This window comes from Hyunsoonleella aestuarii (assembly GCF_006148925.1).
GTDB lineage: Bacteria > Bacteroidota > Bacteroidia > Flavobacteriales > Flavobacteriaceae > Algibacter_D > Algibacter_D aestuarii.
Window position 1 is genome coordinate 1,472,224 of record NZ_VAWB01000001.1, and the last position, 23,056, is coordinate 1,495,279.

The 23,056-nt window shown below is 34.6% G+C and carries 18 protein-coding genes; 11 read left to right on the top strand and 7 right to left on the bottom strand.

What is annotated here, in order from left to right; translation table 11 throughout:
* Positions 1-6: 6 nt before the first annotated feature.
* Positions 7-690: a response regulator transcription factor gene (locus tag FEF17_RS06630; protein WP_139001559.1), complete on the bottom strand. Its 684-nt coding sequence runs from the start codon at positions 688-690 to the stop codon at positions 7-9.
* Complete coding sequence (locus FEF17_RS06635; protein WP_139001560.1) at positions 683-2,146, bottom strand: sensor histidine kinase; 1,464 nt, start codon at positions 2,144-2,146, stop codon at positions 683-685. The genes FEF17_RS06630 and FEF17_RS06635 overlap by 8 nt, the downstream gene beginning before the upstream one ends.
* Positions 2,147-2,273: 127 nt before the next feature.
* Between FEF17_RS06635 and FEF17_RS06640 the strand changes: the two genes are divergently transcribed.
* The 4 genes from FEF17_RS06640 to FEF17_RS06650 all read left to right on the top strand — a co-directional run bounded on the left by FEF17_RS06640 (position 2,274) and on the right by FEF17_RS06650 (position 7,137).
* The gene (locus FEF17_RS06640) at positions 2,274-3,095 is read left to right on the top strand and encodes a GLPGLI family protein (RefSeq protein ID WP_139001561.1); all 822 of its coding nucleotides are present in this window, start codon (positions 2,274-2,276) and stop codon (positions 3,093-3,095) included.
* A 70-nt stretch (positions 3,096-3,165) separates the two neighbouring features.
* The gene (locus FEF17_RS06645) at positions 3,166-4,032 is read left to right on the top strand and encodes a GLPGLI family protein (protein WP_139001562.1); all 867 of its coding nucleotides are present in this window, start codon (positions 3,166-3,168) and stop codon (positions 4,030-4,032) included.
* Between the two features lie 97 nt (positions 4,033-4,129).
* A complete protein-coding gene (locus FEF17_RS14295; protein ID WP_170180976.1) occupies positions 4,130-4,288 on the top strand; it encodes a hypothetical protein in 159 nt (52 codons plus the stop codon).
* A 92-nt stretch (positions 4,289-4,380) separates the two neighbouring features.
* A complete protein-coding gene (locus FEF17_RS06650; protein WP_139001563.1) occupies positions 4,381-7,137 on the top strand; it encodes a TonB-dependent receptor in 2,757 nt (918 codons plus the stop codon).
* 150 nt (positions 7,138-7,287) lie between these two features.
* On the opposite strand, the gene metK is transcribed toward FEF17_RS06650, so the two are convergent.
* A complete protein-coding gene (gene metK / locus FEF17_RS06655; RefSeq protein ID WP_139001564.1) occupies positions 7,288-8,541 on the bottom strand; it encodes a methionine adenosyltransferase in 1,254 nt (417 codons plus the stop codon).
* 582 nt (positions 8,542-9,123) lie between these two features.
* Between metK and ilvD the strand changes: the two genes are divergently transcribed.
* From ilvD to azu, 7 genes are all read left to right on the top strand, one after another.
* Positions 9,124-10,806 (top strand): dihydroxy-acid dehydratase, encoded by a 1,683-nt coding sequence (gene ilvD, locus FEF17_RS06660; protein ID WP_139001565.1) that lies wholly within the window; start codon positions 9,124-9,126, stop codon positions 10,804-10,806.
* Positions 10,807-10,864: 58 nt separating this feature from the next.
* Positions 10,865-12,598 (top strand): biosynthetic-type acetolactate synthase large subunit, encoded by a 1,734-nt coding sequence (gene ilvB / locus FEF17_RS06665; RefSeq protein ID WP_139001566.1) that lies wholly within the window; start codon positions 10,865-10,867, stop codon positions 12,596-12,598.
* Between the two features lie 12 nt (positions 12,599-12,610).
* The gene (gene ilvN / locus FEF17_RS06670) at positions 12,611-13,144 is read left to right on the top strand and encodes an acetolactate synthase small subunit (RefSeq protein WP_139001567.1); all 534 of its coding nucleotides are present in this window, start codon (positions 12,611-12,613) and stop codon (positions 13,142-13,144) included.
* Positions 13,145-13,159: 15 nt separating this feature from the next.
* Positions 13,160-14,635 carry a ketol-acid reductoisomerase gene (ilvC, locus tag FEF17_RS06675; protein ID WP_139001568.1) on the top strand — a complete coding sequence of 492 codons (1,476 nt, stop codon included), beginning with the start codon at positions 13,160-13,162 and terminating at the stop codon, positions 14,633-14,635.
* A gap of 116 nt (positions 14,636-14,751) precedes the next feature.
* Positions 14,752-16,017 (top strand): threonine ammonia-lyase IlvA, encoded by a 1,266-nt coding sequence (ilvA, locus tag FEF17_RS06680; RefSeq protein WP_139001569.1) that lies wholly within the window; start codon positions 14,752-14,754, stop codon positions 16,015-16,017.
* A 166-nt stretch (positions 16,018-16,183) separates the two neighbouring features.
* The gene (locus FEF17_RS06685; RefSeq protein ID WP_139001570.1) at positions 16,184-17,776 is read left to right on the top strand and encodes an NADP-dependent glyceraldehyde-3-phosphate dehydrogenase; all 1,593 of its coding nucleotides are present in this window, start codon (positions 16,184-16,186) and stop codon (positions 17,774-17,776) included.
* Positions 17,777-17,915: 139 nt separating this feature from the next.
* Positions 17,916-18,437, top strand: a complete 522-nt coding sequence (azu, locus tag FEF17_RS06690) for an azurin (RefSeq protein ID WP_139001571.1) — start codon at positions 17,916-17,918, stop codon at positions 18,435-18,437.
* 30 nt (positions 18,438-18,467) lie between these two features.
* On the opposite strand, the gene FEF17_RS06695 is transcribed toward azu, so the two are convergent.
* Genes FEF17_RS06695 through FEF17_RS06710 form a run of 4 tightly spaced genes read right to left on the bottom strand, consistent with a single transcriptional unit; the run spans position 18,468 to position 23,038 of the window.
* The gene (locus tag FEF17_RS06695) at positions 18,468-19,898 is read right to left on the bottom strand and encodes a Gfo/Idh/MocA family protein (protein WP_139001572.1); all 1,431 of its coding nucleotides are present in this window, start codon (positions 19,896-19,898) and stop codon (positions 18,468-18,470) included.
* Positions 19,899-20,717, bottom strand: a complete 819-nt coding sequence (locus FEF17_RS06700) for a 3-keto-disaccharide hydrolase (RefSeq protein WP_139001573.1) — start codon at positions 20,715-20,717, stop codon at positions 19,899-19,901.
* 7 nt (positions 20,718-20,724) lie between these two features.
* Positions 20,725-21,312, bottom strand: coding sequence for a gluconate 2-dehydrogenase subunit 3 family protein (locus tag FEF17_RS06705; RefSeq protein ID WP_139001574.1), 588 nt, complete (start codon positions 21,310-21,312; stop codon positions 20,725-20,727).
* Positions 21,313-21,322: 10 nt separating this feature from the next.
* Positions 21,323-23,038 carry a GMC oxidoreductase gene (locus FEF17_RS06710; RefSeq protein WP_139001575.1) on the bottom strand — a complete coding sequence of 572 codons (1,716 nt, stop codon included), beginning with the start codon at positions 23,036-23,038 and terminating at the stop codon, positions 21,323-21,325.
* Positions 23,039-23,056 lie beyond the last annotated feature (18 nt).

A 23,056-nucleotide genomic window follows, 5' to 3' on the forward strand; every position in this document is an offset into this window, starting at 1 on the left:
CACTTTCTAACAAATTAGTTTATAGCCAAAACCACGGACGTTAATTATTTCGATGTTAGGATCTTGTTTTAGTTTTTTTCTCAATTTAGTAATGAATACGTCCATACTGCGTGCGCTAAAAAAATCATCGTTACCCCATAATTTATTTAAGATTAATGAGCGGTCTAAAACTTGATTCTTATTTTTTACAAGATGAAACAATAAGTGTGCTTCTCTATGTGTAAGTTGTACTTTTTTATCACTTTTAAATTGAAGTGTTTGCTTTGGAAAATTAAAATTAAAAGCACCGAAATTTACAGAAAGAGATTTCTTTTGTTCTTTAGTTCGATGGAGTAAATTATTTATTCGTACAATTAATTCTTCCATGCTAAAAGGTTTTTTTAAATAATCATTACCTCCTATAGTAAAGCCCTCAATGACATCTTGTGTTTGAGATTTTGCAGTTAAGAAAATTATGGGAATGCTGTCATCGATTTCACGAATTTCCTTGGCTAATGTAAAACCATCTTTTTTTGGCATCATTACATCCAAAACTAGTAATTCTGGTTTATTTAGATGAAAGCTTTTTAATGCTATTTCGCCGTCGGCACAAAGTGTAACTTCAAAATTTCGGGTTTCTAAACTTTCCTTAATTATTTGACCTAAAGCAGGTTCATCTTCTGCAAATAGTAATTTTACTCGACTAGACATTTGGGATGGAGATTTTAAAACTGGTTAGGTTATTTGTTAAATCGAGGTCAATTTGTCCATGGTGTTTTTCCAAAATGGTCTTGGTATAATACAATCCAATACCATAGCCTTTAATGTCGTGTGTATTCCCTTTAGGGATTCTGTAGAACTTCTCGAAAATTCTATTTTTATGCTCTCTCTTTAGAGTTGTGCCATTGTCTGAAATCCAGATTTCTACTCTATCTTTGGTTTGTTTAAGTTCAACAGAAATAATCTCACCACCATATTTTACGGCATTGTCGAGTATGTTATTTAGTGCATTTTCAAAATGAAATGGGTCTGCGTCAATAATAATAGAATCATTTTTAAAATTGAAAAGAAACCTTTTCTCTGTATGCTGCACTTTGTAACGATTCACAATATTATCCAGAAGGGTTGAGATGTTTAAAGGTTCCTTGTTAAAATTTAAAGATTCACTATCTAATGAGGCTGTCTCAAGCAGTTTTTCAACCATTACATTTAATTTCGAAAGTTGCTCTGAGGACTTGTTTACATACTTTTTCGTTTTTTCCTTATCATCAATAACATTAAAATCACTAATACTTTCTAAAGCAACCCCAATAGTAGCAATTGGTGTTTTAAACTCATGGGTGATGTTACTAATTAAATCATTTTTAACTTCGGCAAGTTGTTTCTGTTGCTGAATAATTTTTAATAGATATAAGAGACACCCGATAACGGCAAATACTAAGAATGTTGAAATTAAAATAGTACTTAAGCCTTGTTTTAAAATAATATGGGTTGCATCTGGGTAGAAAATCTCTAGGCGCTCATCATGTTTCAAGAAAGTAGATTTAGATTCTGCATGTAACACATTTGGCTCTATTGTTTCAGAACCAAATGTGTTATACAGGCTATCCCCTTTAAAATGTTTTAAGGTAAAAGCAATATCTAGATGTTTTCTATTAAGCTCTTTTTTAACCAAAGGCTGTAACTTTTTAAAATCTAAGCTGTCATTTTTTATTGAAATAAAAATGGAGGTAATCCCCTTTAAAAGTTTGATGCTGTCCGACGCCTTTTTACCACGAATAACTTTAATTTTCGATATGTGGTTCTGTTCTTTTCTTGCAGAAAAACCATTACTAGAATCGGTTATTTGTGTGAATCCAGAAATGCCTTTATCTCGAAGTTTTTTATATTTAACTTCAATATTTTTTAATAATGAATCACGTTCAAAAAAATCTTTTTCATGTTTTAGAATAACACTATCTGTTTCAATAATTGTCATTTCATTCGATTCAGCAAGATCCGCATAATAAGTATCTAAAGCGTTATCCAGACTTACCTGAACTTGGCTAATAAAATACTGCTTATTAAATAAGTAGTTTTTGTAATTCCAATAGGCTTGTGCAGCAATAGTTATAACAATCGTTGTAACTATTAAGTACAGCAACCATTTGTATTTTTTATCATTCATTTGTTCAAAAGTAAATGTTAAATGGCAATAAAACCAATCGGTTAACACACGTTAACACTAGTTAACTGTATTCGTATAATATACTTGTCATATTTGTAGCTTATTAATCAAAAAACGAATATTAATTATGCAGAAACATTATTTAAGTGCCCTGTTATTACTTTTTTCAACAATTGGTCTAGCACAAAATTTTCAAGGGGTTGCGACGTATAAATCTCATAGAAAAGTAGATTTAAAGTTGGATGATAAAAACGTAAATGAAGAGATGCAGGAACAAATTCAAGCGCAACTGCGAAGACAATTTCAGCAGGAATATACCTTAACCTTCAACAAAAATGAATCACTTTATAAACAAGAAGAAAAGTTAGAGGCTCCTAATCCAATTCAATCTGGGATGCAAATTAAGATTTCTCAAGGTTCTGATATTATGTATAAAAATCTAAAGGAGAATAGGTACACTAACAAAAATGAGATTTTTGGCAAAGTGTTTTTAATAAAGGATTCTTTAAACAAAAGAAAGTGGAAGCTGGTTAACGAAACAAAGAATATTGGTGATTATACCTGCTTTAAAGCCGAATTCTCAGATGATTACACCACCCAAACATTAACAAGTGATGGAGGGGTTGAAGAGGTTACAAAGCCTAGAACTACTAGCATCTGGTATACGCCACAAATCCCAATTAATAATGGGCCTGCGGACTATTTTGGGCTTCCAGGTTTAATTTTAGAAGTTAATGATGGTGATTTAACATTGGTGTGTAGTAAAATTGTATTAAATCCAAAAGAAGAGGTTCAAATTACCGAGCCAACCAAAGGAAAGGAGGTTTCCCAGGAAGAGTTTGATGAGATTAGAGATAAAAAATCTGAGGAAATGATGGAGCAATTTAGATCAAGACGAGGGAGTGGTGATGGAGATGGAGACCGTGTAATGATAAGGATTGGAGGTTAATTTTTACTGAGGCCTATTTTTTGTTTAAAAAAACCGTATATTTGTTAAACAAAAATTTAAATACTTCATTATGAAATGTGTTAAACCTAATTTGTTTGTTCTTTGTTTAAGTTTATTTTTCACTTACAGTATTGGAGCACAAGATTTTCAAGGAAGAGCAGAATATGTATATAAAGCAAAGATGAATCTTGGTAGTTGGGGTGCAAAAATGAGTCAAGAACAGAAGAAACAAATAGCGGCAAGATTAAAAAACAGATTAGAAAAGACCTATATTTTATCATTCAACAAAGAAGAATCTATTTACAGGGAATTTGAAAAGTTAGATGCTATGTCTGGGGCGACAGATTCTTGGGGAAAAAATTTCACTCCTGGTCACCAGTATAAAAATGTTAAGACCAATTCGTTCGTACAAAATCAAGAATTATATGGTAAGCGTTTTTTAATTAAAGACGAATTGTTGAAAATCGATTGGAAAATGGAAACTGAAACAAAGCAAATAGGAAACTATATGTGTTTCAAGGCCATAACTAGAATACCATCATCGTTATTATCCTTTTGGGAGTTTTCATGGAGTGAGTTAAGAAGTCAGTCCAAAAAAGAAGAATCGGAAAAAGAGGGCTCTGAAAATGAATCTCCCGAAAAAGACGAAGACAAAGTAGAAGAGATTCAAATGACCGAAATTGTAGCTTGGTACACACCGCAAATACCAGTAAGTCAAGGCCCCTCAGAATTTTGGGGGTTGCCAGGTTTAATTTTAGAATTAAGCATTGGAGATACTACGATGTTGTGTTCAAAGATTGTTATTAATCCTAAAGAGAAGACAAAAATAGAAGCTCCTGATAAAGGTGACGTGGTTACAAAAAAGGAATACAAAAAAATCGTTTTTAAAAAAATGAATGAATTTAGAGGAAGCTATTCAGGCAGAAGAAGATCTTAAATTGTGATTTAACTTATTAAGGAATAGAGATTAAACTTAAAGTTACTATCGTGGTCTAAAAAAGAATAATCAACTTTTTAAACACCGTCCTCTAATTATGAAAACTTTAGCTTTAAAGTTAGCAGCCCGTTTAATCTTTATACCATCATCACTAAAAGTAAACGCACAAGAATTTCAAGGCAAAGCGTATTATTTTTCTAAAACAACATTGGATATGAGTCGTTTTAGTAGAGGTCGTCAATTGTCTGAGCGGTAAAAAAAACAAATGGCAGAGCGTTTTAAGTCTTGGTTAGAAAAGACCACATAATTAAATCAATCAATCAATCAAAATAAAACAAAAATTAAATAATGAAGCAGCTAATTTTTATTCTAATACTTGTTCTTGCCAATCTTTCCATGGCTCAGGTAAAACTTCAAGGTGTTGTTAAGGATAGTATTGGAAACCCATTAGAATTGGCGAATGTTATTGCCATTAATAAAGAAACTAAAGCTTTGGAGTCTTATGGAATCACAAATAATGAAGGGCGATACAAGTTAAATTTATCTATAAACACCTCCTATAGTTTGCAAGTGAGTTATATAGGAATGAAAACCTATACCGCTGCAGTAAATACACAAGAGGTAGATATGACTAAAGATGTTTCTTTGGTGGCCGATAATGCTTTGGAAGCCATAGAACTCACTTATGAAATGCCTGTAACAGTAAAGGGTGATACGTTGGTTTATAATGCCGATTCTTTTAAAACAGGGACAGAGCGAAAACTGGAAGATGTTTTAGAAAAATTACCAGGTGTCGAAATAAATGATGAAGGACAAGTAGAAGTAGAAGGTAAGGTTGTGAATAAACTCATGGTTAATGGGAAAGATTTTTTTGATGGGGATACCAAATTAGCAACAAAAAATATTCCTTCTAATGCGGTCGATAAAGTTCAAGTATTAAGAAATTATTCAGAAGTCAGCCAATTAAGTGGAGTTACTAACAACCAAGATAATGTGGCCTTAAATATAAAATTGAAAGAAGGCAAGGAGAACTTTTGGTTTGGTAATGTAACTGCTGGGGCAGGTACATCTCCAGATGATGAGTTGTATCTCGCACAACCAAAACTCTTTTATTACAGTCCTAAATTCAGTTTAAACTTTATTGGCGATTTAAATAATACTGGAGAGTTGGCATTGACACGACGTGATATTAGAGGTTTTGGTGGCGGTTTTAGATCACCTAGCAGAAGCAGTGGGACTTCAATTAATCTAGGTGATAATGGTCTTAATTTCTTAACGTCCCAAAATAATGCGCTAGAAATTAAAAATAAATTGGCTGCTACCAATTTCAGCTATTCTCCAAACAAAGCTCTCGATATTAGTGGTTTTGCTATATATAACAGTAGTCGTATTTTATCCAGAGAATCTAGTTTTGTGCAATATACGGACCCAGATTTAGGTATACCAGATGAAGCTACAGACCAAAGTAGTAAAGAACGTTCTAATCAAGGTTTGTTAAAGATAAGTGCTTCCTACAAACCCAACATAAATAATCAATTAGATTATGATATTTTAGGGCGGTTTTCAGATGATACCCAACGGCAATCTTTATTTTCTTCAATAGTTGGAAGTACCACCCAGTTAGATGAAGTTACACCATATAGTATCAATCAGAACTTCAATTATTACTACACATTTGACGAAAACAATATTTTTGCTTTTGAAGCGCAGCATTTGCTAAAAAATGAAGACCCTTTCTATAATGCACTGCTAACAAATGACCCTGCTAACAATGATGAATTAAACCCCAATGATAGAGATGCTTTTGATACAACTGCTGAGGCAATAGGTTTTAATAGGTCCTTAGATAATTACGATTTAGGACAGAATAGACTGGTAAAATCTAACCAATTGGATGCTAAATTAGATTACTATAATATTTTGAATGCAAAAAGCAACATCAACTTTACTTTAGGAACTATTTTAAGCAAACAGGATTTTAATTCCAATATGTTTCAGTTTTTAGATGCTAATGGAACACAATTTAATCCCACGCCAAGTCTTACTAACCCCGATGGTGATTTGTTAAGTGCTCAAAATGACACCGAATACAACTTTAGCGACATTTATTTAGGCGCGCATTATACCTTAAAAGCTGGCAAGTTTAACATAATTCCTGGGTTTTCATTGCACGCTTACGGAAATAAAAACACCCAATTTGGCGAAACTTATGAGGATAATTTTTTCCGATTCCTTCCAGATTTTGAAACACGCATTCAATTTAAAAAGAGTGAAAGTTTAACCTTGCGTTATAGGATGTTAAATCAGTTTACAGATGTTACCAGACTAGCAGAAGGCTTAGTGTTTAATAACTTTAATAGTATTCAATTTGGGGAGCCAGAATTACAAAATGCCCTATCACATAATGTGAGTTTATTTTATAGTAGTTTTAATCTTTTTAACTATACCAATGTGTTTGCTAGACTTTCTTATAATAAGAATATCGACCAAATTAGAGGCTTAACGAATTTCGAAAATGTGATTAGAACGAGCACCTTTTTCAATTCTGCTTTTGCAGACGAAAGTGTCTCGGCCAATGGACGAGTACAGCGTACATTTGGAAAGTTGCGAGCGAGTCTTTCTGCCGATTTTAGTTACAGCAAAAACAATCAGTTTATTCAAGGGCAGCAATCTTTAAATGAACGTTTTGTGCAGAGTTATAGACCCGAGTTGCGCACTAATTTTAGGGATGCGCCAAATGTAAGGTTACGATACAGATATAGTATTTCCGATAACAATCAAGGGTCAAGATCTACAAAATATACAACCAATTCTCCTTCAATTAATTTTGATGCCTATATCTGGAAATCCCTAACATTTAGAACCGATTATGCTTACACCAATCAAGATGATGGCATAAACCCCTCACAGTCCTTCGAGACCTGGGATGCATCCTTAGCGTACCGCAAAGACCAAGATTCCAAATGGGAATACGAACTTAAAGCAACTAACTTGTTAGATATCGACTCACGCTTAAGAAACAATGCTACGAACATTTCTGTATTTAGCTCCGAAACGTTTATTCAGCCGCGGTTTGTAACGTTTAGAATTCGTTATGAGATTTAGGTGTTCGTTTCTTGAATGATTTGACGTCGTTTTAATGATTTATAACAAACGACACGAAGCTAGAGGAAAATTATTACAAATTCAAGTCGGTTTAAATAAAAAAGACCACAATATGACGTGGTCTTTTTTACGAGTTTATAATGTATTTATTTAAAGCGCAAAAGCTTCTTTTACTTTATCAACATAATCTAACTTTTCCCAAGTGAATAGCTCAACTTCTAGGGTTTTGCTTTCGCCATTAGGTTGGCTAAATGTTTTAGAAACTGTTCGGTTAGTTCTTCCCATGTGCCCATAAGCAGCTGTTTCGCTATACATTGGAGAACGTAATTTTAAACGTTCCTCGATCGCAAATGGTCGCATATCGAAAATTTTAGAAACTTTTTCAGCAATTTCGCCATCGGTCATATTAAACGAGCAAGTACCATAAGTATCTACAAAAATACCCATAGGTTCTACAACGCCAATGGCATAACTAACTTGCACCAAAATCTCATCGGCAACACCTGCAGCAACCAAGTTTTTAGCAATATGGCGCGTGGCATAAGCCGCACTTCTGTCTACTTTACTTGGGTCTTTACCAGAGAAAGCTCCACCGCCATGGGCGCCTTTACCACCGTAAGTATCTACAATAATTTTACGTCCTGTTAAACCGGTATCGCCATGCGGCCCACCAATTACAAACTTGCCAGTTGGGTTGATATGATATTTTATGTCATTATTAAACAATACCTTTATGCTCTTTGGAAGTTTAGCAACTACCCTTGGTATTAAAATATCAACAATATCCTTTCTTATTTTAGCAAGCATGGTGTCATCATCTGCAAAATCATCATGCTGTGTAGAGACCACTATGGCGTCGATACGTTGTGGGATATTATCATCACTATATTCAATAGTTACTTGGCTTTTAGAGTCTGGTCTTAAGTAAGTAATATCTTTATTCTCTCGACGTAACTCGGCAAGTTCTATTAAAATGCGATGCGATAAATCTAAGGCAAGCGGCATAAAGTTTTCGGTTTCATTAGTCGCGTAACCAAACATCATTCCTTGGTCGCCAGCACCTTGCTCTTCTTTGCTGCCACGATCTACACCTTGATTAATATCTTCAGATTGCTCATGTATTGCCGAAAATACACCACAAGAATTACCATCGAACATATATTCTCCTTTGGTATAACCAATTTTGTTAATAGTGTCTCTTGCAATTTTTTGAACATCCAAATATGTATGTGATTTTACTTCTCCTGCAAGAACCACTTGACCTGTTGTAACCAAAGTTTCGCAAGCTACTTTAGAATCGGCGTCGAAAGCCAAAAAATTATCTATCAAAGCGTCACTAATTTGATCTGCTACTTTATCTGGGTGTCCTTCAGAAACACTTTCCGACGTAAATAAATAAGCCATTTATCTAATATTTAATTTTTGAGATTTGACGAGAGCGTCTCAGGAAGTTTACACTGCCTTTAGCATTTTTTCTTGAGGTTGCAATCAGTCAAATCTGTCCTCTTTTATTAATCTTGGCAAAAGTAAAAAAATAAAAGAATATGAATGCCCATTTTTCTTTTTTTCAAAAAAGAATTGGTGGGTCAAAAATATTTACGAATATTTGTAGTTTACATATGAAAAGACACATTTTAAATATCATTTCTGTAATTGTAATTGTGATTATTTCACAAGGCTAGGGAAGGGTATATTAAAATTGAAAATAATTTAAAAGGCCTTCCTGAACCGGAGGGCTTTTTTTATGGATTATTTTATCATTTTGGACATCATAAAAAATTTAGTTTAAACAATTGATAATAAGATATTTAAATAGGTTTTGAAGTAAGTGAATTTAACTAGAAAACTAAGATAGAAAACCGATTAAACCGTTAATGATTTAATTTCGAACCCAATTTAAGATTTTAAAGAGTTTTTGTTAAAATTCTTAAAAGCTAAAGAATAATAGTTACAAACGAGATAAAACATAAATTATCTGCAATAAAAATGAAGGAACTCAATAAACATAGTAAAAGACTAACACAGGATGAATCTCAGCCAGCATCTCAAGCCATGTTATATGCAGTTGGTTTATCTGATGAAGATATGAAGAAGGCTCAAGTGGGTATTGCAAGTACGGGGTACGATGGAAATCCATGTAACATGCATTTAAATGCTTTGAAAGACGAAATAAAAGTTGAGTGTAATATTGCTGGTTTAGTTGGTTTAGGGTTTAATACCATTGGTGTAAGTGATGGTATTTCTATGGGTACTTCTGGTATGAATTATTCGTTGGCTTCTCGAGATATCATAGCAGATTCTATTGAAACGGTAATGAATGCACAGAGTTATGATGCACTTATTTCTGTTGTGGGTTGCGATAAGAATATGCCAGGAGCTGTTATTGCGATGTTGCGATTAAATCGTCCGTCAATAATGATGTACGGTGGAACTATTGCATCTGGAAATTATAAAGGCAGAAAGTTAAATATTGTATCGGCTTTTGAAGCTTTAGGACAAAAAGTAGCAGGAGAAATTGATGAAGATGAATATAGAGATATTATAAAAAGAGCGATTCCAGGAGCGGGTGCTTGTGGTGGTATGTATACGGCGAATACTATGGCATCATCGATAGAGTGTATGGGTTTTGCATTACCTTATAACTCATCGATTCCTGCAGAGAACCCTAATAAATTGTCTGAAGCAGAAAGACATGCGATAGCTATAAAGAACTTATTAGAATTAGACATAAAACCTTTAGATATTATTTCAAAAAAATCTATTGAAAATGCTATTGCACTTGTTAATGCTTTAGGAGGGTCTACCAATGCGGTATTGCATTTCTTAGCGATTGCTCATGCAGCAGATATCGAGTTTACTTTAGAAGATTTTCAAAGAGTAAGTGACAGAACACCTTTAATTGCCGATTTAAAACCGAGTGGAAAATACTTAATGGAGGATGTTCATGGCGTTGGGGGAACACCAGCAATCATGAAATACTTATTAGATAATGGGTATTTACATGGTGACTGTTTAACTGTTACAGGAAAAACACTTGCTGAAAATTTAGCAGATGTTGAGGCTATGGAGTTTGAAGATCAGGATGTGGTTTACCCTACCGATAAAGCTTTAAAATCTTCAGGTAACTTGCAGATTCTTTATGGAAATCTGGCATCTGAAGGCGCAGTTGCTAAAATATCAGGAAATGAAGGTTTACTATTTGAAGGTAAAGCGGTGGTTTATGATGGTGAGCAAGCTGCAAACACTGGAATCTCGAATGGTGAGGTAGAAAAGGGTGACGTCGTGGTCATTCGTTATGTAGGTCCTAAAGGAGGTCCGGGTATGCCAGAAATGTTAAAGCCAACATCACTTATTATGGGTGCTGGTTTAGGTAAATCAGTAGCATTAATTACAGATGGTCGTTTTTCTGGTGGGACGCATGGATTTGTTGTTGGACACATTACTCCAGAGGCACAATCAGGTGGGAATATTGCTCTATTAAAAACGGGTGATAAAATTAGAATAAGTGCAGAAGATAACTCAATTAATGTGTTGCTTTCAGATGAAGAATTAGCTGAAAGAAAAGTGCAGTGGGTTGCTCCAGAATTAAAACATAAAAAAGGAATATTATATAAATATGCAAAATCAGTAGCATCAGCTTCAAAAGGTTGTGTTACCGATGCATTCTAAATAACAATAGTTTGTTATTCCTGTTAAGACAGGAATCTTATCAATTTAAGTTGAGACTATGAAAACAGAAACAATACATACTAAAACAGAAGCTACCAAACAAACTGAGCGTATTTGTGGTAGTGAAGCCATCATAAAATGTTTAATTGCCGAAGGCGTTGATATTCTTTATGGATATCCTGGAGGCGCAATTATGCCTGTTTATGATGAATTATATAAGTACCAAGATCAAATCCATCACGTTTTAACAAGGCATGAACAAGGTGCGGCTCATGCAGCACAAGGTTATGCTAGAATATCTGGTAGAGTTGGTGTAGCTATAGCGACCTCAGGACCTGGAGCTACTAATTTAGTGACAGGAATTGCAGATGCGCAAATAGATTCTACACCATTAGTGTGTATTACAGGTCAAGTGCCATCTCATTTATTAGGGAGTGATGCGTTTCAAGAAACCGATATTGTTGGAATTTCAACACCAGTTACAAAATGGAATCACCAAGTAACTAAAGCTTCTGAAATCCCAGAAGTTATTGCTAAGGCTTTTTATATTGCTAGAAGTGGTCGTCCTGGGCCAGTTTTAATAGATATTACTAAAGATGCTCAATTTGGTGAGTTAGATTTTAGTTACGAAAAATGTACAGGTGTAAGGAGTTATATTCCGGTACCGCAAACTGATCCAAACACATTACAAGCAGCAGCCGATTTAATAAATGATGCTAAAAAACCTATGATAGTTTGGGGGCAAGGTGTTATTTTAGGTGAAGCAGAAGCAGAATTGAAAGCAGTTATTGAAAAATCTGGAGTTCCGGCTGCTTGGACTATTATGGGAGCATCGGCTATTCCAACATCACATCCGTTAAACATTGGAATGGTTGGGATGCACGGAAACTACGCTCCAAATGTTAAAACTAACGACTGCGATGTGCTTGTTGCCATAGGAATGCGTTTCGATGATCGTGTTACAGGAGATTTAAACACCTATGCTAAGCAAGCTAAAGTCATTCATTTTGAAATTGATCCAGCCGAAGTGAATAAAAATGTAAAAGCGGATGTTGCGGTTTTAGGAAATTCTAAAGATAGCTTAGCAGCATTATTGCCATTATTAAATAAAAACTCGCACGAATCATGGCTTAAAGAATTCAAAGATTTATATGATATTGAATTTGAAAAAGTTATAAAGAATGATATACATCCAACCAAAGAAGGTTTAACAATGGGTGAAGTTTTAAAAGAAATCAATAAGCAAAGTAAAGGCAATGCTGCTATCGTTTCAGATGTGGGTCAGCACCAAATGATTGCATGTCGCTATTCAGAATTTAATATAACTAAAAGTAATATCACCTCGGGAGGATTAGGAACTATGGGATTTGCATTACCTGCAGCTATGGGAGCTAAAATGGCTGAGCCAAATCGTGAGGTTGTAGCTATTATTGGTGATGGGGGTTATCAAATGAATATTCAAGAACTAGGAACTATTTTTCAACAAAAAATTCCGGTAAAGATAGTTGTATTAAACAACGAATTTTTAGGTATGGTGCGTCAATGGCAACAGTTGTTTTTTGATAAACGTTATGCTTCTACCGAAATGACAAACCCAGATTTTGTAACCATTGCGAAAGGATATTACATTGATGGGCAACGTGTAACAAAAAGAGAAGAATTAGCAGATGCTGTTAAAACCATGATAGATTCTAAAGACTCATATTTCCTTGAGGTTTGTGTTGAGAAAGAAGATAATGTATTTCCAATGATTCCATCAGGAGCATCAGTTTCAGATATCCGTTTAAGCTAAAGCATTAAAGAAATGAACGAAGAAATAAAAACATTCACATTTTCTATATACACTGAAAATAATATCGGTTTGCTTAACCGCATCTCTGCAATTTTTCAGCGAAGACATATCAATATTGAAAGTTTAACAACCTCACAATCTGAGATTGAAGGTGTAAATAGGTTTGTTATTGTTGTTGATATTACCGAAACTCAAGCAAAAAAAATTATAGGTCAGTTTCAAAAGCAAGTTGAAGTTATTCGTGCATATTATCATAGAGATGATGAAACGATTTATCAAGAATCATGCATGTTTAAAATTAAATCTGATTTGTTGTTCGATGAGCCTCAGATTCAAAATATAATTAAAGAAAGTAACGCCAGAATTGTTACCGTAAACAAGGAATTCTTTGTTTTAGAAAAATCTGGGCGACGATTCGAAATTGAAGAATTACGTCAAGAATTGAACAAGTTTGGTATCATGCAATTTGTGCGATCTGGTCGCATTGCAGTTACTAAAGAAGAAATGAAAGTAACAGAAATGCTATCAGCATTCAATAACCAATAATAATTAATATTAAAAATGGGAAATTATTTTAATACACTGTCATTAAGAGATAAGTTAGAACAGTTGTCAAAATGTAGATTTATGGACACTTCTGAGTTCTCGGATGGTGTAAATGCTTTAAAAGGTAAAAAGATTGTCATAGTAGGATGTGGTGCTCAAGGATTAAATCAAGGACTAAACATGAGAGATTCTGGATTAGATATTTCTTATGCCTTACGTAATGCTGCTATTGCAGAAAAACGTCAATCTTTTTTAAATGCAACGGAAAATGGATTTAAAGTTGGTAACTACCAAGAGTTGATTCCAACAGCAGATTTAGTGTTAAACTTAACACCAGATAAGCAGCATACAAATGCAGTAAATACGGTAATGCCTTTAATGAAAAAAGGGGCAACATTGTCTTACTCTCATGGTTTTAATATTGTAGAGGAAGGCATGCAAATTCGAGAAGACCTAACTGTAATTATGGTAGCTCCTAAGTCTCCTGGCTCAGAGGTTCGCGAAGAATATAAGCGTGGGTTTGGTGTACCAACCTTAATAGCTGTGCACGAAGAAAATGATCCAGAAGGGAAAGGTTGGGCTCAAGCTAAAGCCTATGCAGTTGCTACAGGAGGTGATAAAGCAGGTGTGCTAGCATCGTCATTTATTGCTGAGGTAAAATCAGATTTAATGGGTGAGCAAACTATTCTTTGTGGCTTATTACAAACTGGTTCTATTCTTTGTTTTGATAAAATGGTTGAAGAAGGTATCGACCCAGGTTATGCTTCAAAATTGATTCAATATGGATGGGAAACCGTAACAGAGGGTCTTAAATATGGAGGTGTAACTAATATGATGGATCGTTTATCGAATCCAGCAAAAATTAAAGCTTTTGAATTATCAGAAGAGTTAAAAGATATTATGCGACCGTTGTTCCAAAAACATATGGATGATATTATTGAAGGGCGTTTTTCTGAGGGGATGATGGCAGATTGGGCTAATAATGATAAAGATTTATTAGGATGGAGAGCTGCAACTGCTGAAACTAATTTCGAAAAAACACCAGCTGGAGATGTTGAAATATCTGAACAAGAATATTACGATAATGGTGTGTTAATGGTAGCGATGGTAAGAGCAGGTGTTGAATTAGCTTTTGAGGCTATGACCGATTCTGGAATTATAGATGCATCAGCTTACTACGAGTCTTTACATGAAACACCACTTATTGCAAACACTATTGCAAGACGTAAATTATATGAAATGAATAGTGTAATTTCCGATACTGCAGAGTATGGTTGTTACTTGTTCGACCATGCTTGTAAGCCTTTATTAAAAGATTTTATGGCTAAAATTAAAACAGATGTTATTGGTAAACCTTACGCTAAAGATAATGGAGATGGTGTTGATAATGCCAGATTGATTGAAATCAACAAAACCTTAAGAGATCATCCAGTTGAAAAGGTGGGTGAGTTTTTAAGATCGTCAATGACAGCTATGAAACCAATAGTATAGCACATAACTAAACTAAACTATATATTGTCGAAAACCTGTCTGATGAATCATCTTGACAGGTTTTTTATTCTATATAGCTAAATATTTCAATTGACCTTAACGATAAATTATAATCGATGGATTCTGAAAAACAAATCTATTTTCCAAGTTTAATGGATATAGAAATTGCTGCTCGAAGCATTAAGAATGTATCGGCAATTACGCCATTAAGCTTGAGTTTAAGATATTCAAAGAAGTTTGATGCGAATATCTATTTTAAGCGTGAAGATTTACAGCAAGTTAGATCTTATAAAATTCGAGGAGCTTATAATAAAATAAGTTCTTTAAATAATGAAGAAGCCAAAGCTGGCGTTGTTTGTGCCAGTGCAGGTAATCACGCGCAAGGCGTTGCTCTGTCATGTAAACTCTTAGAGATAAAAGGAACCATTTATATGCCTGCTCCAACACCCAATCAAAAAGTTGAACAGGTCAAAATGTTTGGAGAAGATTTTATTGAGATAAAACTTGTTGGCGATACTTTTGATGATGCCTATCATGCAGCGGTTTTGGAATGTGATGCTTTAGGCAAAATATTTATCCATCCTTTTAATGATGAAAAAGTTATTGAAGGTCAAGCTACCATTGGACTAGAAATATTAAAACAAGCTGATAAGCCAATCGACTATGTTTTTATTGCGGTTGGCGGAGGAGGGTTGGCAGCTGGACTTTCAACAGTATTTAAAGAATTATCTCCAAACACAAAGATTATTGGTGTGGAACCTGAAGGTGCTCCATCTATGTCAAAATCAATCGAAAAGGGTGAGAATTTGACTTTAGATAAAATTGAAAAATTTGTTGATGGTGCTGCTGTTAAGCGTGTGGGGAATTTAAATTTTGCAATTTGTAGAGAGAACCTTCATAAAATGACAACAGTTCCTGAAGGAAAGGCGTGCGAAACTATTTTAGAACTTTACAATAAAGATGCTATTGTTGTTGAACCCGCAGGAGCTCTAAGTATTTCTGCTCTTGATTTTTACGCAAAGGAAATAAAAGGTAAAAACGTAGTGTGTCTGGTTAGTGGAAGTAATAACGATATTACTCGAACATCAGAAATTAAAGAACGCGCCCTCCTATATGCTAACCTAAAGCATTACTTTATCGTTAAATTTCCGCAAAGAGCTGGTGCCCTTAAAGAATTTGTGGTTAATATTTTAGGTAAGAATGACGATATCACCTACTTTCAATATGCTAAGAAAACAAATCGTGAAAATGGTTCAGCCGTTGTTGGCATACAGTTGAAATCGTCATCAGACTTAGATGCTCTGGTTAGCAGAATGAAGAAGCATAATTTCTTTGGTGATTACTTAAACGACAAGCCTGATTTATTCCAGTTTTTAGTATAATAAAGAGCTTTTTGCAATTAATAAATCTTTCTATCTCGAAATCGTTTGAGTTTAAAAACACATGATTATTTGCCTTATTCGAGCTAATTCTGTGCAATTTTCATTTATTTTGAAGTAACTTTTAATTCTGAATGACTTTGTCTGTTCACTTATTAAATTAAAAATTATGAAAGATACCTTTGTAGAAATCCCAGAAGAATTTCAAATAAAATCCCCGCTGCATCAAACAACGTATTTAGTGAATGGTGAACTGCGACATTGGAATGGTGAAACAGCACAAGTATATTCTACGATTTCATCAACTAAGGAATATAAGAAAACCTTATTAGGTACAGTGCCTCAATTGGGAGAAGAAGAGGCGATGGATGCACTTAATGCTGCAACTTCAGCCTATGATAACGGGAAAGGCTTGTGGGCAACGATGAAAGTGGCTGATAGAATTGCCTGTATGGAAACATTTGTGGAGCAAATGAAAACAAAGCGTGAGGAGGTTGTGAAGTTACTCATGTGGGAAATTGGAAAGAATCTACCAGATTCAGAAAAGGAATTCGACAGAACTGTAGACTATATTTACGATACAATTGAAGCATATAAGGACATAGATCGTAATTCAGCTAAGTTTGAAAAGAACTCTGGTGTTTACGCGCACATTAGAAGAGGTCCAATTGGGGTTGTACTGTGTTTAGGTCCATATAATTATCCTTTAAACGAAACATTTACACTACTTATACCAGCTCTTATAATGGGTAATACGGTTATTTTCAAGCCAGCAAAGTTGGGAGTACTACTTATATCTCCATTGCTTGAAGCATTCCAAAGTAGTTTTCCAGAAGGTGTTGTAAATGTCGTTTATGGTAGAGGAAGAGTTTTAGCTTCGCCAATAATGAGTTCTGGTAAAGTCGATGTATTGGCTTTAATAGGGAATAGTAAATCGGCAAATGCCCTACAATCCCAACACCCAAAAGGCAATAGATTACGCATGGTTTTGGGATTAGAAGCTAAAAACCCTGCTATTGTATTACCGGATGCCGATTTGGATTTGGCAGTAGAAGAATGTATTGCTGGAACTTTATCTTTTAACGGTCAACGTTGTACAGCGTTAAAAGTGCTTTATGTACATGAATCTATTGTAGAAGAGTTTAATAGAAGATTTGCATACGAAGTAGACAAGCTAAAGTATGGAAATCCATGGGAACCTGGAGTGAAATTAACACCTTTACCAGAGGAGGATAAACCTTCATACATCAAAGAACTTATAGATGATGCTCTAAAAAAAGGCGCGAATATTTTAAATAAAAATGGCGGTGAGACTAGCGAGAATTTTATTTTTCCGGCAGTGTTATATCCAGTTTCAAAGGACATGCGTTTATTTAATGAAGAACAATTCGGGCCAGTAATTCCAGTTGTTCCTTTTTCTGACATTGAAGAACCTCTAGATGATATGGCTGCATCTAATTATGGGCAGCAGGTGAGTTTATTTGGAAAAAATGTAAATACCCTTTCTCCTTTAATAGATACTTTGGTTAATTTGGTATGTCGTGTGAATTTAAATAGTTCATGTCAACGTGGCCCAGATGTTTATCCGTTCACTGGTAGAAAAGATTCAGCTTTTAGTACTCTAAGTGTTCATGATGCACTTCGTTCTTTTTCAATAAGAACATTTGTGGCTTCGAAGGATAATGAGTACAATAATGCTATTTTGGAGGAATTATTAGACAAAAAGACCTCTAATTTTATTAGTACAGATTACATTCTGTAATATGTTTTAATGTATAGCTAAAATATTTAACCTTGTCAGGTCAAATGTTGTATGTTTTTTTTCAATGGTTAATATTGCACGATTATTTTGGCTTATATAATTATATTTGGGTATTCTATCAATTAATAAATATTAAACTATGAAAGTATTTAAATTAATATGCTTAGCAACGTTTTCATTAATAGTTGTAGTTGCTTGTGGAGGTAAAGATGAAAAAAAGAAAAAAGGGTTTTCGTATGAGAAAAATACCAGTAATGAAGAAAAATCAAACGAATCGACCGATGACAATATTAATGAAGTTGTAATAACTTCCAATGATTTAATGAAGTTTAATAAGAGTGAGATTAAAGTAAAATCTGGCAAGAAGGTTAAAATAACATTAAGACATATAGGAAAGTTAGATATTAACGTTATGGGGCATAACTTGGTTATTTTAAAACAAGGTGTTAGCTTAACTGAATTTGCTGCAAAAGCTGCAACTGAAAGAGATAACAAATATATTCCTAAAGACACTCAAGATGTAATTGCTCACACAGATTTAATTGGAGGAGGTCAAGTTACATCTATAGAATTTGATGCACCTGCTGCAGGAAGCTATGATTTTTTATGTAGTTTTCCTGGTCATTCTGGTTTAATGAAAGGGAAGTTTATTGTTGAGTAAATTTTAAAAACAATTTGGTTAGAGAAGTTGTTAAAGGGTCCAACCTTCTCTATACTTACGTTTTACAAATTGATTTGCAGGTTCGAAATTAGTAACCTTCATATTGGTGCCATCCCAAAGCAGTTTTTTTCTACCAGGATACTCAAATCTATTGTTTTGAGTTTCATGTCTTAGGTTGTAACTTCTTATGGCTAAGTTGCCCATTAAAATAGATTCTGTAAGAGGTCCGGCAAAATCAAAAGACGAGGTTAAAGCTTTATGTTCTGTACTATTGTAACCAGCTTTACAAGCTTCTACCCATTTATGATGATGACCATTTTCAGGTAAGTCAGAGTCATCTTCAAGAGAATTTTCAGATGGGGTTATTATGTCTCCATTGTTTAAGTAAACTTTTGGATTTCTGCCGTAAGTACCACATGTCATAATACCATTTTCTCCTATCATTATAACACCATTTGCACTGTTCTCATCTCCGATTGGATGATCTGCAGGAATTAAATCTGGATGGAATGGTCGTAATCCTCCGTCTGTCCAATTTAGTTTTAAACGTAAAGGGTTTTTATCAGTGGCTTCAAATTTTAATTGCGTCCTTGATGACGGCGGGCAAGATTCTGGATAATAATCTGGAGCCCAATCTTGCGTAAATATCGAACCGACACTACTTTCTACTTCCGTAGGGTAACCTAAACCTAATACTCTATAGGGTGGATCCATTAAATGACAACCCATGTCACCTAGAGCTCCTGTGCCAAAATTCCACCAACCACGCCATTTAAATGGATGGTATAATGGATGATAGTCTACCCAATTTGCAGGACCGATCCAGCTATCCCAATCTAAGTTATCTAAAATAGCCGGTTTGTCTGTTGGTGTTTTTATGCCTTGAGGCCATACGGGGCGATTGGTCCACACATGAACCTGATTTACTGCTCCAATAAGGCCAGCGTTAAACCATTCTGCCATTTTTTTTACTCCTTTTCCCGAAGCACCTTGATTACCCATTTGGGTAACAATTTTATATTTTCTTGCAGCTTCAGTAAGTACTCTTGCCTCATAGATATTATGAGTAAGAGGCTTCTGTACATAGACATGTTTGTTTAATTGCATTGCTGCAAGGGTAATTACCGCGTGGGTATGATCTGGAGTTGATACCGTAATGGCATCAATATCTTTTATGTTATCTAAAAGTCTTCTGTAATCTTTAAATTTTTGAGCATTTGGGAATTTTACAAAAGCTTGATTCGCTCTATTAAAGTCGACATCGCAAATAGCTACAATATTTGATGAACCTCCATTCCAAACATTAAGCATATCTGAATAGCCTTTTCCTCCTGCGCCTACAATAGCAATATTCAATTTGTCACTTGGCGGAATAAAGCCTTTCCCTAAAACGTGACGTGGGATAATTGAAATACCAAAAGTGGCAATAGATCCTTTTTTTATGAATGAACGTCGTTTCATCTAAAATTCTAAAATTTCAATATTTCTAAATTCAATAGGATGACTTTCGCTTTGTAATGAAACATAGCCACCAGTTAGTGATTGACCTGCTTTAGTTTGAATATCTTCTGAAGAATCATCCAAATACTGACCTCCAATGGTTGGGTTAGAATATGATATTACAGGTACTCCGTCAATATAATGTGTAATAGAATCATTATTAACAACTACTTCTGCCATTATCCATTCTTCACCATAATAGGTTTTACAATTCGCAGGAATACAATGTTCTGTAATTAATGAGCCATTTATCTCAACATGAGTTCCAGGTGTGCAAATATTTCCTGAAGGGCGTGTTTCATTTTCATTGATTCCCCCTAAAAGTTGAAATTCTAATGAAAGTGGAAAACCTTGATTTTTTCGCATGCTTTCAGGAGATTGACTATGTAACATTATACCACTATTTTTTATTGCCCAAGCTTCTCCTCCATTAACTTGATGACCAACAAACCTGTATTCAAGCCTTAATTTGTAATTGGTAAATGGGGTTTTGTAAAAAATATGCCCAAATTCATTAGTAAAGCTTTCATAATTGTCATAAGACACTTTTAGGATGCCATTTTCAACCCTAAAGGTGTTGTTATAATTATCATTCAATTCAAACCCATTTATTTTCACTAACCATCCATCTAAATTTTCTCCATTAAATAAAGATTGCCAATTTTCGGTAATTTCTGTTTTAATAGTATCAGTTTTAGTATTTTTTTTGTCAGTTTTTTTACAATTAGAGACAAAGCCAATTAGTAAAGTTAGTATTAGTAGTCTTTTAATCAAACCCATAACTATGTTAACCTAACGACCAAGCTAATCCCCCTGTTGCTTCTTCAACAGTTATGCAAAATTCTTTAGGAATTCCAGGTACGGGATCGTAAGCTAAAATAGTTTCACCCACAGTTTCACTGTTTATGTATGCATTGATAGACATCCATTTAATTGTATGCAATGTGTCTGATATTGTCATAGGATCTGATTCAATAGTCGGAGGTTGATTCAAAAGCATATGCTTGTCTAACAGATTTTTATAATCATCGTTAGTGAGTCTGTTTAAATTTTCGTTGTATTTATCCTTTAAAAGTGTAATTACTTCATTAAAAGCTGTTTTCAATCTTTCTTGATCTTCAATATCTAGAATTTCATCAACATATTTATCAATAAATTCAGGAACATTTACTTCAGAAGCCGAGGGTGTATCAGTTTTCGGAAGAATAATATCTACAATATGCTTTAAAAACACGCCTTCTTCTACATTAAAAAATATAGGGGTCCAGTTTTCGGCATCACTAGAACAGCTCTGTAAAAAATTAACAAGAACAGGTGTTGCAACTACAAATCCCGTTCCAAGGCCAATGTTTTTTAATGCGTCTCTTCTATTCATAATTTGAAATTTAAAGGTTAGAGTTTTTTAATTCTTGAGTAGCATACTGCGCAGCTCTAGCTGTAAATGCCATATATGTTAATGAAGGGTTCTGATTACCAGCAGAGGTCATAAATGCGCCATCGGTAACAAAAACATTTTTGCAAGCATGAATTTGATTGTACTTGTTTAAAACTGATGTTTTTGGATCATGACCCATTCTGGCGGTTCCCATTTCATGAATTCCAAGTCCCATACCAATTTTTTCATCATAGGTTTCAATATTTTCGCACCCTCCAGCCTTAAGCATTTCAACGGCTTGTTGTTTAATGTCTTCTCGCATTGCTAATTCATTTTCTCCAAATCCTGCATCAAATGTTATTGTTGGCAATCCCCATTTATCTTTTTTATCATAATTAAGATACATTTTGTTATCATGGTTTGGTAAAGTTTCTCCAAATCCGTGAAAATCCATTTCCCAATCGCCAGGTTTTAATATGGCTTCTTTTAATTTAGGCCCGTATTTTAATTCAGCTATTAATTCAGAACTACCATCGCGACTTGCCCCTCCTTGAAAGCCATAACCTCTTATAAAAGTACTTTGGTCTGTGTCACCACCAATATTTCTAAATCTTGGCATGTAAGTACCAGTTGGTCTACGTCCTTTATAATATTTATCTTCATAGCCTTTCATTATTCCCTTAGCACCAACTTTAAAGTGGTGATCCATAATATTGTGACCTAGTTCACCACTATCATTTCCTAGCCCGTTAGGAAACCTTTCAGATTTTGATTGTAATAAAATTGAGGCCGAGGCTATTGCAGATGCACATAAGAAAATAATTTTTGCCTTAAACTCAAAAGTTTCACCTGTCTCGGTATCAATAACTTTTACGCCTGTGGCTTTTCCTAGTTGTTCGTCATAAACAACTTCGTGAACAATAGAGTTTGGTCTTAAAGTCATATTCCCAGTTGCTTCAGCTGTAGGTAGAGTGGAAGAATTACTGCTAAAATAAGCACCAAATGGACATCCTCGTTTACATCTATTCCTATATTGACAGGTGCTTCTACCCATTCCAGGTTTTGTTCCTTCGGTTATATGGGCTACGCGACCAACGGTCAGAACCCTATCTTCATATTTTTCTTTAATTACTGCTTTTAAATCTTCTTCTACACAATTCAAATCCATTGGCTTTAAGAGCTTTTGATCTGGAAAATGTTTTAGTCCTAGATTTTCACCACTAATACCTATGAATTCTTCGACATAATCGTACCATGGTTCAATGTCCTTATAGCGAACAGGCCAATCAACGGCAATGCCATCTTTTTTGTTAGCTTCAAAGTCTAAGTCACTCAATCGATAACTATGCCGTCCCCACATTAATGACCTTCCTCCAACATGATAGCCGCGAATCCAATCAAAACGACGATCCTCATTATAAGGATGCAATTTATCGTCTACAAAGAAGTGTTGAACATCCTCGTTTGTTGCCGAGCTATCTCTATCTTGCTTGTGTTTTCGTTCTCTGGTCTCTCTTGTTGGAGCTCCAGCATTTGGTAAATCCCAGGGATCCATATTAGCAGTTGGGTAATCTTCAATATGCTTTACCATGCGTCCACGCTCAAGAACCAAGGTCTTAAGACCATTTTCGCATAGTTCTTTAGCAGCCCAACCTCCCGAAATTCCAGTGCCAACAACGATAGCATCATATTCTTCTTCAAGAGGGTTAAAGTAAACTGTGCTCATGTAAATTTAGTTTAGTGA